Annotated in this window: 11 protein-coding genes and 1 pseudogene; 4 read left to right on the top strand and 8 right to left on the bottom strand. The window is 62.8% G+C overall.

Annotation, left to right across the window (positions count from 1 at the left end; all coding sequences use genetic code 11):
* Nucleotides 1-57 precede the first annotated feature (57 nt).
* From NKI88_RS04065 to NKI88_RS04055, 3 genes are all read left to right on the top strand, one after another.
* The gene (locus NKI88_RS04065) at nucleotides 58-3,015 is read left to right on the top strand and encodes a caspase family protein (protein WP_352653810.1); all 2,958 of its coding nucleotides are present in this window, start codon (nucleotides 58-60) and stop codon (nucleotides 3,013-3,015) included.
* 461 nt (nucleotides 3,016-3,476) lie between these two features.
* Nucleotides 3,477-4,244, top strand: coding sequence for an NAD kinase (locus tag NKI88_RS04060; RefSeq protein ID WP_352653808.1), 768 nt, complete (start codon nucleotides 3,477-3,479; stop codon nucleotides 4,242-4,244).
* Between the two features lie 192 nt (nucleotides 4,245-4,436).
* Entirely contained in the window at nucleotides 4,437-6,050 is a 1,614-nt protein-coding gene (locus tag NKI88_RS04055; RefSeq protein ID WP_031203971.1) for a DEAD/DEAH box helicase, read from the top strand.
* 76 nt (nucleotides 6,051-6,126) lie between these two features.
* Here the strand turns inward: NKI88_RS04055 and NKI88_RS04050 are convergent, their stop codons facing one another.
* The 4 genes from NKI88_RS04050 to NKI88_RS04035 form a co-directional block, all read right to left on the bottom strand.
* Nucleotides 6,127-6,735 carry a hypothetical protein gene (locus NKI88_RS04050; RefSeq protein ID WP_023702468.1) on the bottom strand — a complete coding sequence of 203 codons (609 nt, stop codon included), beginning with the start codon at nucleotides 6,733-6,735 and terminating at the stop codon, nucleotides 6,127-6,129.
* Between the two features lie 237 nt (nucleotides 6,736-6,972).
* Nucleotides 6,973-7,623 carry a YiaD family glycine zipper/OmpA-like lipoprotein gene (locus NKI88_RS04045; protein ID WP_023667470.1) on the bottom strand — a complete coding sequence of 217 codons (651 nt, stop codon included), beginning with the start codon at nucleotides 7,621-7,623 and terminating at the stop codon, nucleotides 6,973-6,975.
* A gap of 151 nt (nucleotides 7,624-7,774) precedes the next feature.
* The gene (locus NKI88_RS04040; RefSeq protein ID WP_023729802.1) at nucleotides 7,775-8,143 is read right to left on the bottom strand and encodes a GFA family protein; all 369 of its coding nucleotides are present in this window, start codon (nucleotides 8,141-8,143) and stop codon (nucleotides 7,775-7,777) included.
* A gap of 147 nt (nucleotides 8,144-8,290) precedes the next feature.
* A complete protein-coding gene (locus NKI88_RS04035; protein WP_023729803.1) occupies nucleotides 8,291-9,181 on the bottom strand; it encodes a LysR family transcriptional regulator in 891 nt (296 codons plus the stop codon).
* Nucleotides 9,182-9,284: 103 nt separating this feature from the next.
* On the opposite strand from NKI88_RS04035, the pseudogene NKI88_RS04030 reads away from it, so the two are divergent.
* A pseudogene (locus NKI88_RS04030) lies at nucleotides 9,285-10,153 on the top strand (NmrA/HSCARG family protein).
* A 47-nt stretch (nucleotides 10,154-10,200) separates the two neighbouring features.
* Here NKI88_RS04030 and NKI88_RS04025 read toward each other — a convergent pair.
* The 4 genes from NKI88_RS04025 to NKI88_RS04010 form a co-directional block, all read right to left on the bottom strand.
* Nucleotides 10,201-10,599: a hypothetical protein gene (locus NKI88_RS04025; RefSeq protein WP_023729805.1), complete on the bottom strand. Its 399-nt coding sequence runs from the start codon at nucleotides 10,597-10,599 to the stop codon at nucleotides 10,201-10,203.
* 287 nt (nucleotides 10,600-10,886) lie between these two features.
* Nucleotides 10,887-11,306: a GFA family protein gene (locus tag NKI88_RS04020; RefSeq protein ID WP_023691227.1), complete on the bottom strand. Its 420-nt coding sequence runs from the start codon at nucleotides 11,304-11,306 to the stop codon at nucleotides 10,887-10,889.
* Nucleotides 11,307-11,424: 118 nt separating this feature from the next.
* A protein-coding gene (gene prfB, locus NKI88_RS04015) for a peptide chain release factor 2 (RefSeq protein WP_155922402.1) occupies nucleotides 11,425-12,556 on the bottom strand; the annotation gives its coding sequence in 2 pieces (ribosomal slippage) (nucleotides 11,425-12,489 and nucleotides 12,491-12,556; 1,131 coding nt in all).
* Between the two features lie 130 nt (nucleotides 12,557-12,686).
* Nucleotides 12,687-15,143 carry a penicillin-binding protein 1A gene (locus tag NKI88_RS04010; protein ID WP_352653805.1) on the bottom strand — a complete coding sequence of 819 codons (2,457 nt, stop codon included), beginning with the start codon at nucleotides 15,141-15,143 and terminating at the stop codon, nucleotides 12,687-12,689.
* Between the last annotated feature and the right edge of the window lie 11 nt (nucleotides 15,144-15,154).

The raw sequence follows: 15,154 nt of genomic DNA, 5'->3' as shown, positions 1-15,154 counted from the left end.
TGAATTGGGGCAAGCCGTGGCGTGAGCGCCGCAGCCTGCAGGGCTTGGATCACGGTCATGCGCCTTTTTCTGGCGGTCGTGCTGCTGATGACCATGGCGCTCTTCTCCGCTGCGCGCGGCGAAGAGCGGATAGCGCTGGTTGTTGCCAATCCGGCCTCTGAGGGCTCACCGGCAATCGCCAACGCCGACCTCAGTGCCGAACTCGTTGCAGCGACACTACGATCGCTTGGCTTCACCGTCCGGCAGGTGTCGGATGGCGACCGCGCCGATGTCGCGCGCGCCATGCATGATTTCGCCCAATCCCTGGCCAATCCGGACTCCGTCGGCATCTTCTACTATGTCGGCCACACCGCGCAGGCCAACGGCAGGAACTATTTACTGACGCGCGGCACCCGGATCGATTCAAAGGAAACGGTCGACCAGATGGCATTGCCCCTCGATCTGTTCATGCAGGCGCTCGAGGCAACCCCGACATTGAAGGTGGTTCTGCTCGACATTCCCGGCGATGGCCACAACCCTACTTCCGGCGTGATGCAGGGTCTGGCGGCGGTCGATCCCCTCACCCACGCCATCGTCGCCCTGTCGGCCAAACCCGGAACCGTTGCACTGGACGAAGCCCGCCCCGTCACCGTATTTGCCGATGCGCTCACCGCTGCGCTGGTCAAGCGCGGCGCGGACATAGCCATCATCCTCGCCTCGGTCAGGCAAACCACTATCGACAAAACGTCAGGCGCCCAGTGGCCATGGATGGCATATGGCCGCTCGGCAGACGCTGCCTTTGTGCTGACGCCGGACCAGGTGGCCGGCGCGGCACCGGCGCTGCCGCTTGTGCCGGAACCGGCACCGCCGGCGATGGCGAGCGGCGGCTACATCTCCGGGAGTGGGGGTTGGGAGCCTGACGGCAGCGACCACGCCGATGACAGCGGTCAGGAGCCCTACCCCATGGACGTTGCACCGGGCTCCGGCAGTCCCGATGCCGCGATGGGCGACAGCGCCAAGGAGGCGGCGCTCTACGAGGAATACAAACGCCAGGAACAGCAGCGCCAATTGCAGGAAGAGCAGGCTCGGCAACGATACGAAGAGGAAAAGCAACGTCTTGAAGACGCAGCTGCGGCCGCTGCCCAGAACAATCTCGGCGGGACCTATCCGCAGGATGGCGGAGCCACCGGCGCCGAACCGCCCCCCGATAAGGCAGGGATCCCCCCTGAGGACGGCATGACATCGGCCCCGCCACCCGCGACCGGCGCCGAAAGTCCGCCGGAGGCGCAGGCGCCACCGAAACCAGCGCCGCCGCCCATCGACCAGGCGCAAAGCCCTCCTTCCGGCGGCGCCCTTCCACAACCCGAGACGGGCGCTGTCGAGGTGGTGCGCCATCCAACCATCGATGCGCCGGATGAGATTGTCGCCGGCGAGACGGTGACCGTTTCGATCGCCCTTACCGAAGAGCAATTCACGCCCGAAGTGAAGGTGAAGGCAGCGCCGGGCTCGTCGGTGACGGAAGATGGCGCCCTGGCCATGGCGATGCCGGCAGGAGCCGAGCAATGGCCGATCGACATCGATCTGTTCGCCTCCGGCTTCGATCTCACCGACGGCGGCAAATGGAGCCGGCGGACGACGCTCTACCGCCAGGGCGACAGCGACTTCGTCCGCTTCGGCGTCAAGGCGCGGCCGATCGCCAAGGAAAGCAAGCCGTCCCAGTTCATCGCACGCATCTACAGCGCCGGGAGGTTCCTCGGATCGGCGTCGCGGTCCGTTGTCATCCGTCGCACAGCGCCTGTCGATGCAGCCGCTCCGAGCGCCACAGCCGAACGCTCCGCAGCACCTGCCATGCTGATGCTGGCCGCTACACCGCCGCAACCGGCGGTGACAGGCGATGTCACGCTTGGTGGCGCGGGCGGCGATGACGTTCCCGATCTCGACGTGACCATCCTCTATGACGATCCGAGCGGGCTGGGTTCGGGGCAGATCATCATCCATTCGCCGCATCTGGCCGGTCCGGTGACCGATACGTTCTCGACGCCACCTGAGATGGCGGCGTGGCTGGACTCCGAATACCGCCGCCTGCTGCAGCTCGGCCTGAGCTTGCGCGGCGCGGTTTCGCTGCAGCAGCCTGCCGCAAGCAGCGATCCGGGCGCGCAAAAGCGCTTTGTCACGCTGGCCGCCGAAGGTTTTGGCGATGCGCTCTACCGCGACTATGTGCCGAAAGCGTTCAAGGACGTGTTCTGGTCGCTGCGCGGCAAAGGCGAGCTGCATTCGATCCAGATCACCTCGAACAGCCCGACACTGCCCTGGGAATTGATCCGTCCGCGCAGCGTCGACGGCGCTATAGCCGACGGTTTTCTCGGCATGGGCTACCGGCTGGCACGCTGGGCTCCGCGCAGCAGTGCCTCACAGGTCGACAACCCGCTCGACCGCATGACCTTCACCGGCGTCGCGGCTGTCGCGCCCTCCTATGTCGACAAGCAGTCGCTGCGCTTCCAACAGGACGAGATCGCGGCGCTGAGCAAGCTCGCCGGCTACCGCCGCTTCGATGGCGATTTCATCTCCTTCGAAAAACTGGTCGGCGAAGTCTCGACCGGTTTCATTCATTTCTCCGGTCATGGCGAGGTCAACCAGCCGAACAGCGGCCGGCCGGTCTTTGCCATCGATCTCGTCGACCAGTCGCTCGACCCCGATACATGGGCCGCGCTGGTCGCGGCCGCGCATGGCAAGGGCAATCCGTTCTACTTTTTCAACGCCTGCGACACCGGCCGTTCGCAGATGCTCGGCGGCTTCGTGCAGGGCTGGGGTCCGGCGGTGCTGGCGGGCGGCGCTTCCGGCTTCATCGGCGGCATGTGGCCACTGACCGACCGTGCGGCAGCGGCCTTCTCGACCGATTCTATGGCGGCATCAGCACGCGGATCAAGGACGGGCCGGTCTATCTGGCCGAGATCCTGCAGGATGTCCGCAGAGAATTCTACCAGACCGGCGATCCGACCTATCTCGCCTACACATTCTAAGGCAGCGCCAACCTGAGGATTGTCGCGCAGTAGGCGACGGATCGTCGTTGGCAGATTGGCTTCAGCCTACAACGCGTTTTGGGGGCATGGCACGCCGGCGCCGCCGCAGCGTGAGGCCATCGGCCTGGAGCTCATGTCTTCGGACTGCCGCACAAGCTCCGCAAAGAGAAGGGCGAAACTTCCCATCACAAGGAAGACGATAATCAGGCGTGTCACCGGCAATAGACAGGTCTCGACTGGCTAGCCCCCCAGCCACCCATCCTCTGTCGGCTAACATGATCGATCAGGCTTTACGAGTGTTTAAGCTCGCTCTTAACCATCACATTCGCCGTTCCGGCGACATGAAGCGCGAGCCGCCGATTTCGTTTCGCCGCGGTCGCAACTGCGCCGGACGATGCCTCCCTTTGCAGATGCGCTTGCCCATGCTACCCACGCAACCGCCGCCGACCGCCATCGGCCGACCGCCATCGGAATGTCATGAGCAAAGCCAATCTCGCCTTCGTCTCCTCCGACACTGCCGATGCCAGGGCGGCGATGGAGAGCCTGTCGGCCCGCTATGGCCAGGCATCCTTCGACGACGCCCAGGTGGTGGTGGCGCTGGGTGGCGACGGCTTCCTGCTGCAGACCTTGCGCGACACCATGAGCACGGGAAAGAAGGTCTACGGCATGAACCGTGGCACCATCGGCTTCCTGATGAACGAGTACCGCGTCGGGGGCCTCACCGAGCGCATCGCGGCCGCGGTCGCCGAAACGATCCGCCCGCTGGAAATGCTGGCGTTGACGCATGAGGGCGAGACGGTTTCGGCACTCGCCATCAACGAGGTGGCGCTGTGGCGTCAGTCCTACCAGACGGCAAAGATCCGCATCACCGTCGATGAGCAGGTACGAATCGAGGAACTGAACTGCGACGGCGTGATGATCGCGACGCCGGCCGGCTCCACCGCGTACAATCTTTCGGCGCACGGGCCGATCCTGCCGCTGGATGCGCCGTTGCTCGCGCTGACCCCGGTCAGCCCGTTCCGGCCGCGCCGTTGGCGGGGTGCCTTGTTGTCAAACAAGGCGACCGTACGCTTCGATATTCTGGAGTCGGAAAAGCGCCCGGTGAACACCGCCGCCGACCACACCGAGGTCAAGGCGGTGGCTTCCGTAACGGTCCGCGAATCGCCGACTGCGACGGCAACGCTGCTGTTTGATCCCAACCATTCGTGGAACGAACGCATTCTCGCCGAGCAGTTTCGCTATTGAGCCGGCGCAAAGAGTGACTACCTAATTAAGCATCGCGATTAAGCTTACGTTTTCACAATCGTGCCAATCCCGCCCGTTTCTGTTGACAAATCGCGGGCTTGCGCCTAATCGCAATACCAATCTTGCAGGCACGCTGTGCTTGCCGCGACGGATGCCGTTGCGCTTCCCCGAACCAGCCAAAGACAGCAACTCTTGTCCTCAGACACCACGACCGCTCTAGAAGCGTTGACCTTTTCAGACCTCGGCCTGTCGCCCAAGGTCCTTTCCGCAGTCACCGATGCGGGCTACACCGTGCCGACGCCGATCCAGGCTGGCGCCATCCCGCATGCCTTGCTCGGCAAGGATATTCTGGGCATAGCACAGACCGGCACCGGCAAGACGGCTTCCTTCGTGCTGCCGATGCTGACCCGCCTCGAAAAAGGCAGGGCCCGTGCCCGCATGCCGCGCACGCTGATCCTCGAGCCGACGCGCGAGCTCGCCGCGCAGGTCGAAGAGAATTTCATCAGATACGGCAAGAACCACAAGCTCAACATCGCGCTGCTGATCGGCGGCGTCTCCTTCGACGAGCAGGACAAGAAGCTGGAGCGCGGCGCCGACGTGCTGATCGCCACGCCCGGCCGTCTGCTCGATCACCGCGAGCGCGGCAAGCTGTTGCTCAACGGCGTCGAGATCCTCGTCATCGACGAGGCCGACCGCATGCTGGACATGGGCTTCATCCCCGACATCGAGCGCATCTGCGAGATGATCCCGTTCACCAGGCAGACGCTGTTCTTCTCAGCGACCATGCCGCCGGAGATCACCAAGCTCACCGAGAAATTCCTGCATGCGCCGGTGCGCGTCGAGGTGTCCAAGGCGGCATCCGCTGCCACCAACATCATCCAGCGCCTGGTCAAGTCCGGCTCCAAGCCGTGGGACAAGCGCGAGACGCTACGCAATCTGATAAAGGCCGAAGACGCCGAGCTGAAGAACGCTATCATTTTCTGCAACCGCAAGGTCGAGGTAGCGGAGCTGTTCCGCTCGCTGTTGAAGTATGACTTCGACGCTGGCGCCCTGCATGGCGACATGGACCAGCGCGCCCGCATGCAGATGCTGGCCAATTTCCGCGATGGCAAATTGCGCTATCTCGTGGCGTCCGACGTCGCCGCGCGCGGCCTCGACATTCCCGACGTCAGCCACGTCTTCAACTACGACGTGCCGATCCACGCCGAAGACTATGTCCACCGCATCGGCCGCACCGGCCGCGCCGGACGCTCGGGCAAATCCTTCACCATCGCCACCAAGTCCGACACCAAATACATCGACGCCATCGAGCGGCTGATCGGCAACAAGATCGAGTGGCATGACGGCGACCTGTCGACCGTGGTCGCCAGCGAAGGCGGCGAGGACGAAGCGCCCCGCCGTGGCCGTGGCGCTCCGCGCCGCGCCGGCCGCAAGGACGAGGACCGCAAGCCCCATGATCGCAAGGACGGTGGCGAGCGCAAGCCGCGCGAACGCCATGCCAAGCGCAGTGACGACGCGCCGGCGGCAGATGCCGCGCGCGAGGAACAGCCGGTGGTAGCCGAGGCCGCGGTCGCCGACATCGGCGAACGGCATCAGCGCAAGGAAGCGATCCGCTCCGAAAACAGCGACCGCAAGGTCTCCGATCGCAACAACGAGAACCGCGCCCCGGAACGCGGCGACACAAGGCCGCAGCGCGCCAGCAACAGCCGCCCTGCCCGCGGCAACAACCGCGGTGAAGACAATGACGGCACCGTCGGCTTCGGCGACGACATGCCGGCCTTCATGAAGATCGTCGCCAAGGTCTGATTTCCGGTTTGGTATTCGCAAGGCAAGCCGATCACCCGGCTTGCACTCTTGGTACGCTCCTATCCTGGCCCGTCCGTCACATCGGGCCGGGCATCATCTTGGTCGGTTTTTCCAGCATCGGAAACTCTGCCTTGCTGCATTTCACGTTCGGGTTGGTCGGACTGAACATGCCGTTCGGATTGTCTCTGAACAGCCAAGCATGAAGGTCGTAGTGGACGAACTCCCTCGGAATGAGCGGATAGTGCCCTTCCATCGGTCCCATGAAGGTCTGGCCAAATAGTTTTGGAGGTTCCTTGGTGTCTGGCGTCAGGGGCACCAGCCATTCCACGCCAACCAATCTCAAGCCTTTCTTGGTCGGCTCGTAGATCAGCACATTGGGGCGCATCGGATCGAGTTTCTGACCGACACTCGGGACGTTGACGAAATGGATGCCCATAGCGCCCTTCGGATAGTCCATTGCGCCCTCGATCCTGTCCCCGCTGTAATAGACACACCCGACAGTCGACAGATAAAGGTCGCGGACGGCGACCGTGTAGTCCTCATATTTGGCGAGCGATTTCTTCAAAGCTTCGATGTCGGCTTTGTTGGCGTCCTCGGCTCGAGCCGTGGCGGCTGCGCACCAAGCTGAGGCCAGACCTGTCAAAATGAGGACGCCGCAGCGCCCAAGACGAGCTGTTCTTGTCATGCATTCCTCCCAGATTTCCTTATCTGGCCGTGCAGGACCGGGGCCGACTAAGTGACTGCGCGGCCGTTTGTATCGCCCCATCCCCTCTGGAACCGCGCCAATGCTAATCTCTTCAAAGGTCTCCGGAAAGGGATTATTAGAAATCTCTAATGCATTAGACCTTTTGGCGGACCACAGGAGCCCAAAAAGAAAGCGGCCCCTTGCGGGGGCCGCCTTCGCATTTCGATGCCGAACAATTCAGGTCAGCGGCGAAAGCTGGATCTCGACGCGCCGGTTCTGCGCACGGCCGGCCGCCGTTCCATTGGACGCGATCGGACGGGTCTTGCCGAAACCGGTGACGGCGAAGCGGCGCGAATCGACACCTTGGCCCGAGAGATAGTTGGCGACCGCCAATGCACGGCGCTGCGACAGATCGAAATTGTGTTCGTCGCCACCGGTCGAATCGGTATGGCCGAACACGTCGACCGTGGTCTGCTTGAACTTCTTCAGCACCAGCGCAACCGAGTTCAGCACCTGGTAGAAGCCGGGCTTCACCGCATCCTGGTCGACGTTGAAAGTAATGTCGGACGGCATGTTGAGGATGATCTGGTCGCCGGTGCGGGTGACGCTGACGCCGGTGCCTTCGAGTTGGCGGCGCAGTTCAGCCTCGTTCTGGTCCATGGTCGCGCCGATGGCGCCGCCGGCCAGCGCGCCGATACCGGCGCCGATCAGCGCGTTGCGGCGGTCATTGCCGCCGGCAAGCAGGCCGAGGCCCGCACCCGCCAGGGCACCAAGGCCGGCGCCGGCTGCGGTGTTCGAAACCTTCTGCTCGCCGGTGTACGGATCGGTCGTGGTGCAGGCACTCACCAGCACAGCCGTCGCAACGGCGACGAGCACAGTCTTTTTCATAAGGATCGTCCCTCTCCAAATCGCGGCCTTTGCGGCTCGCGCATATAAGCCCTTCTCCGGTCTTGTAACATGAAATGCGGCGAAAAACCGAGCGGCGAAAGCGGCTTTTCCCCGCTCGCGCCACTCTTCCGCTTCGGCGGTTGGCGCTGGCCTACCAGAGGTTCTTGCCGTCAATGACGACCACTTCGACCTTGTCGAGGTCGAAATCATCGAACAGCCGCGAATTGACTGATATCTTGGGATTGTCGAAGTCCGGTTTGCCGGTCGACCAGTCCGGCGTTTCGGTGAAGGTGCCGCAGCCGCAAATGGCGCAAAACCCGTGTTTGACGGTCTTCGATCCCCATTGATAGAAGGAAACGTTTTCCGGCGAGCTGGTGAGCTTGAATTGCGACGGAACGTAGTAAGCCCACAGCGAACCGCGCTTGGAGCAGAACGAGCAGGTGCATTGTGTTACCGTCTCGGGCGCCTCCGAAACCTCGAACGTCGTCGCCTTGCAATGACAGCTGGCCTTGATGGTCATGAAAAGCCTTCCTCTCCGTTGCCCGCCACCCATGCGGCAAGGCACCATAAAGGAAGGCTCCTGACAACTGTCTGTCAGCAGGCTCCGGTCGACCGAGCCGACCGGCGCTCTGGCTAAAGCGGGCCCGTCGTCACCTCCCAATTGTCGTCACCTGCCGATATAGGCGGCCAGTTCGTCCGGCGTCCCGTTTGGGAAAGCCTGTTTCAGAAAATCCAGGAACGCCGACACGCGCGCGCTGAGCAGCCGCCGCGAGGGGTAGAGCGTCCATAGAGAAATTTCGGGGCCGTCGATATCCCCCCAATTCACCAGTGTGCCGTCAGCCAGGTCGTGGGCCACCAACGAAATGGGAAGCCGTCCTGCGCCGACGCCGGCTCGCACCGCATCGCGGACCATGATGAGCGTCGACAAGGCGAGGACCGGCTCGATTCTAAGTGTTGCCCAGCCACCTGGTGTCTTCACCTGCCATGTTTGCCGCTCGCCTGTCCCGCGCGCAACGCCAGGAGCGGCGAGCCCATCGGCCGGGCGAGGAAGGTCCGGGCTCGCGACAACGACCAGGCGGTCGCGGAGAAACGCCCGTCCGACCAGGCTTTCATCGGGATCCGGATTGACCCGGATTACCAGATCGTAGCCTTCCTCGATCATGTCGACATGCCGGTCTTCGGTGGTCACTTCAAGCCTCACCTCAGGATACCTCAGGGCAAATCCCGCAGCGACCCTCCCCATTGCAGTCTGCGAAAAATGCAAAGGCGCGCTGATCCGCAATCTGCCCTTGGGTCTCTGACCGCCCGAGGCAATCGCCGATGCCGTCTCGTCCAGCTCGGCAAGCAACGCCCCCGTCCGCTCGAAGAGCGCCCGTCCTTCTTCGGTCAGCTTCAGGTTACGCGCACCCCGTTCGAACAGACGCAGATCGAGACTGCTTTCCAATTCGCCAACGCGCCGGGACAACGTTGCCTTGGGCCGGCCGGTGGACCTTGCCGCTTTGCCGAAGCCGCCATGGCGAGCCACGAGGTTAAAATCGGCAAGGGCTAAAAGATCCATGACTGTCCCACCAGTGAGACGACGTGTCTAAAATTGCCGTCTACTGGGCTCTTTGTGAGCCACACATATTGGGGCTGTCAAGCAACCCAACAGGAGAAAATCCATGACCATTCTCGTTACCGGCGCCACAGGCAATATCGGCCGCCAAGTCGTCGAACAGCTCGCCAAGCGCGGCGCCGATGTGCGTGCTCTCGTGCGCGATCCGTCGAAAGCCAGTTTTCCGGCAGGCGTATCCGTCGCGCAAGGCGACTTTCTCGATGTCGATTCGCTGCGCAAAGCCATGTCTGGCGTTTCCACGCTGTTTCTCTTGAACGCCGTGGTGCCGGACGAATTCACCCAGGCTTTGATCGCCTTGAACGTCGCCCGATCGGCCGGCATCGAGCGGATCGTCTATCTCTCGGTGATCCACGCTGACGTCTATGTGAACGTGCCGCATTTCGCGGGCAAGTTCGGCGTCGAGCGAATGATCGAGCAGATGGACTTCAAAGCTACGGTCTTGCGCCCGGCCTACTTCATCCAGAACGATCTGACGGTCGAAGACGTCATCACCGGCTACGGCACCTACCCAATGCCGATCGGCCCCAAGGGTCTCGCCATGATCGACGCCCGCGATATCGCCGAGATCGCCGCCCTTGAGCTGCTGCGTCGCGAACAGTCCAAGGAGCCGCTTGCGTTCGAGAGGATCAACCTCGTCGGTCCGCAGACACTGACCGGGACGAACATTGCCGCAATCTGGTCAGACGTACTCGCCCGTCCGATCAGCTACAGCGGCGACAATACGGAGGGTTTTGAGCAAAATCTCAAGCAGTTCCTGCCCGCCTGGATGGCCTACGACATGCGCCTGATGGCGAGCGTTTCTTTACCGACGGGATGCTGCCCGAGACCGGCGACGTCGAGCGCCTGACGGCACTTCTGGGTCGCCCACTGCGGCCGTATCGCGACTTCGCCTCAGCACTCGCTGCTGCCGTCTGACGCAAGCGCCTTCAGCACCAAGGTCCGATGAGAACCGCCAACAGAACTCAGTAGGAACGCGGTGGCACGAACAGGCAGATCGTCTTGCCTGCGTCGAGGCCGGCCTGGTGCGCGCACCAGTGGAAATCGCCGTCGGGTGAGTCCTTGACCCGCTTGTCGCTCATCGGAACGACCTCCCCCGTTCCGGCGATGACATAGCCCTCCGGCTTTTCCAGCACCTCGCCGGTATGGGTGGTGCGGCAGTCGTAGTTTGCACAGCAGGCGAAGGGATAACTCCAGCCTTGCGGCTTCGCCGCCGTGGGCTTGGCGTCATGGGCGAAGGCGGGTGCGGTCAGCACCGCCATCGCAAGCATCGCGATGGCAAAGATCGGGGTCACGAACATTGAAAACAGGAGTCGGCCAGCCGGTTGAACGGCTCTGGCCGATCGGAGAGTGGCAGCAGACATGGAAGCGTTCCTTTCAAACGAGCATCAAGCGTTTCGCTTGCCCGTTCCCGGAACGTGTCTTCCCAGTGGCCGGATCGTCAGGTCGCAGATATGCCGCGTCCGGCCATAAATGCTTTTTCTCTTCCAGCCCTCGGATGCTGGGCTGATTCCTTGGCCGGCGCAAGAAGTTGCTGCGCGAGGCCGCACATCTACGCCGCTATCTGCAACCGCTGACGAGATCCAAGGCCAGGCTCAAATCCCGGCAGACGGGCAACGAAACAACGGGATTGGCCGTATGTGGTTCCAGCCTATACGTCGCCTGGACCGGCGATCACATGCCCTTCATATTGCGGCAAGTCGTCGGCGATGGTGAACCATGGCGCTTTGGAGCCGACGAAGATGTGCGCGGTCGGCCGGATCGTCGGATCGTCGACCAGCGTGCCCATGGCGACATGGACATAGGCGCCGTCGCGGACCAGCGAATACAGCAACGAGCCGCAGCGGCTGCAATGCGCATCGTGGCCGCTGTCATCGCCGAAATGGATGAGCCCGTGATGCCCTTCGGCAAGGGCAAGTTTCTCGCGCTCGATGCCGGCGAAGGGCTTGAAGGCGGAACCTGTGGTGCGCCGGCAGTTCGAACAATGGCAGTTGGCGGCATAGACGAACTCGTCCGCCACTTCATACTGGACCGCGCCGCAAAAGCATTTGCCGGTGAGCCTGCGAGTCATGGTTCCTCCTTCGCTCCCCCGCCCAGGGATGTTCTTATTCAAGTCAGCCGAGTCGAAAGTGGCGGAAGCGCAGGAATCAGCCATTCGCAGGCCGGCCTCACCTGAATATGGACATATCCTAGTCGAGGTCGGCCACGGCTTCACCGGCACCGCCCTCGATGCGCTGCGACAACGAAGCTTCCATGAAGTCGTCGAGGTCGCCGTCGAGCACGCTCGACGGGCTGGTGCTCTCGACGCCGGTGCGCAGGTCCTTCACCAACTGGTAGGGCTGCAGCACATAGGAACGGATCTGGTGACCCCAGCCGATGTCGCTCTTCGACGCTTCTGTGGCATTGGCCACCGCTTCGCGCTTCTTCAGCTCTTCCTCGTAAAGGCGCGAGCGCAGCATTTCCCAGGCCTTCGCCTTGTTCTTGTGCTGCGAGCGTTCGGCCTGGCAGGCAACCGCGATGCCGGTGGCGATATGGGTGATGCGAACCGCCGAGTCCGTGGTGTTGACGTGCTGGCCGCCCGAACCGGATGAGCGGTAGGTGTCGATGCGTACATCCGATTCCGAGACGTCGATCTCGATCCTGTCATCGACGACCGGGTAGACCCAGACGCTGGAGAAGGACGTGTGGCGGCGCGCATTGCTGTCATAGGGTGAAATGCGGACCAGGCGATGAACGCCCGACTCGGTCTTCAGCCAGCCATAGGCATTGTGGCCCTTGATCAGGAGCGTGGCGGACTTGATGCCGGCCTCTTCGCCGTCATGGACTTCCAGCACTTCGACCTTGAAACGGCGACGCTCGGCCCAGCGCGTGTACATGCGCAGAAGCATCGAGGCCCAGTCCTGGCTCTCGGTGCCGCCGGCGCCGGCATGGACTTCGAGATAGGTGTCGTTGGCGTCGGCCTCGCCCGACAGCAGCGTCTCGACCTGGCGGGCCTTGGCCTCGCCCTGCATCGAGCGGAGGGCTGCTTCCGCCTCGGCGATCACGCTCTGGTCGCCCTCTTCCTCACCCAGTTCGATCAGGCCGATATTGTCTTCCAGCGCCTGAGTCAGGCTTTTGACGCCGGCGATCCCGTCTTCGAGGCCCTGGCGCTCGCGCATCAGCTTCTGCGCTTCCAGCGGATCATTCCAGAGGCTGGAATCCTCGGCGCGCACGTTCAGGTATTCAAGCCGTTTTATGGCCTGATCCCAGTCAAAGATGCCTCCTCAGCAGGGTGATCGCCTGCCTGATCTCGTCGACAATATTCTGCGTTTCCGCGCGCATGGCTGGTTGTTCTGTCCTGTTTTCGAAGTGGCGCTTGGGTCGGCGCGATACATAGGCACGGCATTGCTGCCTGTAAAGCGAAATGGGCCGGCTCAACAAGCCAGCCCATTCAGCTTAAGAAATCAGGTCGTCAGTAAAGCCCGCCGCCGGGTGCCTGGATGGCTTCCGTAGCCTGCGGCGATAGCGGTCCGCCGGCGCCGTTGGACCCGTCGGCGCCCATGCCGATCACCCAATAGCTGTCGGCCGGGCCGGTGCCGGGCTTGAAGGCTTCGATGATGGTGCCGGGATCGTCCGACGCGGCACGCATGCCGGTCTTGCGGTTGATCGCGATCAGGTTCATGCCTTCCGGCACCTTGAAGTCGACATTGGGCGTGCCGTCCAGCGCAACGCGCATGAAGTCCTTGAAGATAGGCGCCGCCAGACCACCGCCGGTGGCGCCATGGCCGAGACCGCGCGGCGTGTCGTAACCCATGTAGAGGCCGACGACGAGGTTCGGCGTATAGCCGATGAACCAGGCGTCTTTCTCGTCATTGGTCGTTCCGGTCTTGCCGGCGATGTGGCGGCCAAGCTCGGCGATGGTGGCGCCGGTGCCGCGCTGGACCACGCCTTCCATCATCGAGGTGATCTGGTAGGCGGTCATCGGATCGAGCACCTGCTCGGAATTGTCGACCAGTTCCGGTTCGGGCTGGTTGTTCCATTCGGGCGCATTGCAGCCTTCGCAGCCGCGCTCGTCCTGCTTGAACACGGTCTTGCCGTAGCGGTCCTGGATGCGGTCGATGAGCGAGGGTTTGATCGACTTGCCGCCATTGGCCATGATCGAATAGGCCGACACCATGCGCATCACCGTCGTCTCGCCGGAGCCCAGCGCCATAGGCAGATACGGCGCCAGATGGTCGTAGACGCCGAACCTCTCGGCATATTCCACCACCAGCTTCATGCCCATGTCGTTGGCGAGCCGCACCGTCATCAAATTGCGCGACTTTTCGATGCCGGAGCGCAAGGTCGCGGGACCGGCCACCGTGCCGTCATAGTTCTTCGGCGTCCAGGTCGTGGTGCCGCTCTGGATGGTGATCGGTCCGTCCATGATCACAGAGGCCGGCGTATAGCCATTGTCGAGCGCGGCCGAATAGACGATCGGCTTGAAGGACGATCCCGGCTGGCGCATCGCCTGCGTGGCGCGGTTGAACTCCGACTGCGCATAGGAGAAGCCGCCGACCATGGCCAGCACGCGGCCGGTATGTGGATCCATGGCGATCAGGCCGCCCTCCACTTCCGGCACCTGGCGCAACGTGTAGGCGCCTTCCGACCCTTCGTTCTTCTGCACGAAGATGACGTCGCCGGGCTGCAGTACATCGGCCGGAGACTTGGCCTTGACCGTCTTGCCATCGACCACATGGCGCATGGCAAAGCTCATGTCTTCCTTGCTGACGGCGCCTTCGACGCGTTCCTTGACGATATCGCCCGAAATCTGCCGCGTCGGCTGCAGGCCGATGGAAAGGCCGGTCGCCGAGCTGTCGAGCACGACGGCAAGCGACCATTCCGGCACGTCTTCCAGCCCCTTGACGTTGCCCAGCGCCACGCCCCAGTCGCCGGAAGCATCGATATGCGTCACCGGTCCGCGATAGCCGCGCAGCGTGTCGTATTTGAGCAAGCCGTTCTGCATAGACTTGCGGGCGATGAGCTGGATCTTCGGATCGAGCGTCGTGCGCACCGAAAGGCCGCCCTCATAGAGCGCGTTCTCGCCATAGCGCGAGATGATCTGGCGGCGCACTTCCTCGGTGAAATATTCACCCGCAAACAGATAGGAGCCATTGCGACGCGGCGTCACGCCGAGCGGCTCGGCCTTGGCCTTGTCGCCTTCCTCGCGCGTCACGTACCCGTTCTCGACCATCTGGTCGATGACCCAGTTGCGGCGCTCGATGGCGCGGTCGGCATGCTTGAAGGGATGGTAGTTGTTGGGCCCCTTCGGCAGCGACGCCAGATAAGCGGCTTCCGCGACCGTGAGTTCGTTGACCGACTTGTCGAAATAGGTCAGTGCCGCGCCCGCAACGCCATAGGCGCCGAAACCGAAGAAGATTTCGTTGAGATAGAGCTCAAGGATGCGGTCCTTCGAATAAGCCTGCTCGATGCGGAAGGCCAGGATCATCTCCTTGATCTTGCGCTCGTAGGTCTGGTCCGAGGACAAGAGGAAGTTCTTCGCCACCTGCTGGGTGATGGTCGAGGCGCCGACCTGGCGCCTGCCCGAACCCAGATTCTGCAGGTTGACGTAGATGGCGCGGCCAAGCCCGGTGATGTCGATGCCGGGATGGTTGTAGAAATTCTTGTCCTCGGCCGACAGGAACGCCGCCTTGACCCGGTCCGGAACCGCCTGGATCGGCAGATAGAGCCGCCGTTCGCGCGCATATTCGGCCATCAGCGAGCCGTCGGAAGCATGGATGCGGGTCGTCACCGGCGGCTCGTACTTGGCCAGAACCTCGTAGTCGGGCAGGTCTTTCGATAGATGGCTGATGTATATCGCCACGCCCGCGGCGACGATAAGCGCCAGCGTCGTGCCGATACCAAAGAAATAGCCGATAAGACGAATCATGCCCGCTCCAG

Source organism: Mesorhizobium sp. M0317 (assembly GCF_040321555.1).
GTDB lineage: Bacteria > Pseudomonadota > Alphaproteobacteria > Rhizobiales > Rhizobiaceae > Mesorhizobium.
The sequence above is the reverse complement of the archived record's forward strand: the minus strand, read 5'-3'. Positions and strand labels throughout refer to the sequence as shown.

Coding starts and splice junctions, on each gene's coding strand:
- NKI88_RS04065 (WP_352653810.1), top strand. CDS start 58: ATGCGCCTTTTTCTGGCGGTCGTGCTGCTGATGACCATGGCGCTCTTC.
- NKI88_RS04060 (WP_352653808.1), top strand. CDS start 3,477: ATGAGCAAAGCCAATCTCGCCTTCGTCTCCTCCGACACTGCCGATGCC.
- NKI88_RS04050 (WP_023702468.1), bottom strand. CDS start 6,735: ATGACAAGAACAGCTCGTCTTGGGCGCTGCGGCGTCCTCATTTTGACA.
- NKI88_RS04045 (WP_023667470.1), bottom strand. CDS start 7,623: ATGAAAAAGACTGTGCTCGTCGCCGTTGCGACGGCTGTGCTGGTGAGT.
- NKI88_RS04040 (WP_023729802.1), bottom strand. CDS start 8,143: ATGACCATCAAGGCCAGCTGTCATTGCAAGGCGACGACGTTCGAGGTT.
- NKI88_RS04035 (WP_023729803.1), bottom strand. CDS start 9,181: ATGGATCTTTTAGCCCTTGCCGATTTTAACCTCGTGGCTCGCCATGGC.
- NKI88_RS04025 (WP_023729805.1), bottom strand. CDS start 10,599: ATGTCTGCTGCCACTCTCCGATCGGCCAGAGCCGTTCAACCGGCTGGC.
- NKI88_RS04020 (WP_023691227.1), bottom strand. CDS start 11,306: ATGACTCGCAGGCTCACCGGCAAATGCTTTTGCGGCGCGGTCCAGTAT.
- NKI88_RS04010 (WP_352653805.1), bottom strand. CDS start 15,143: ATGATTCGTCTTATCGGCTATTTCTTTGGTATCGGCACGACGCTGGCG.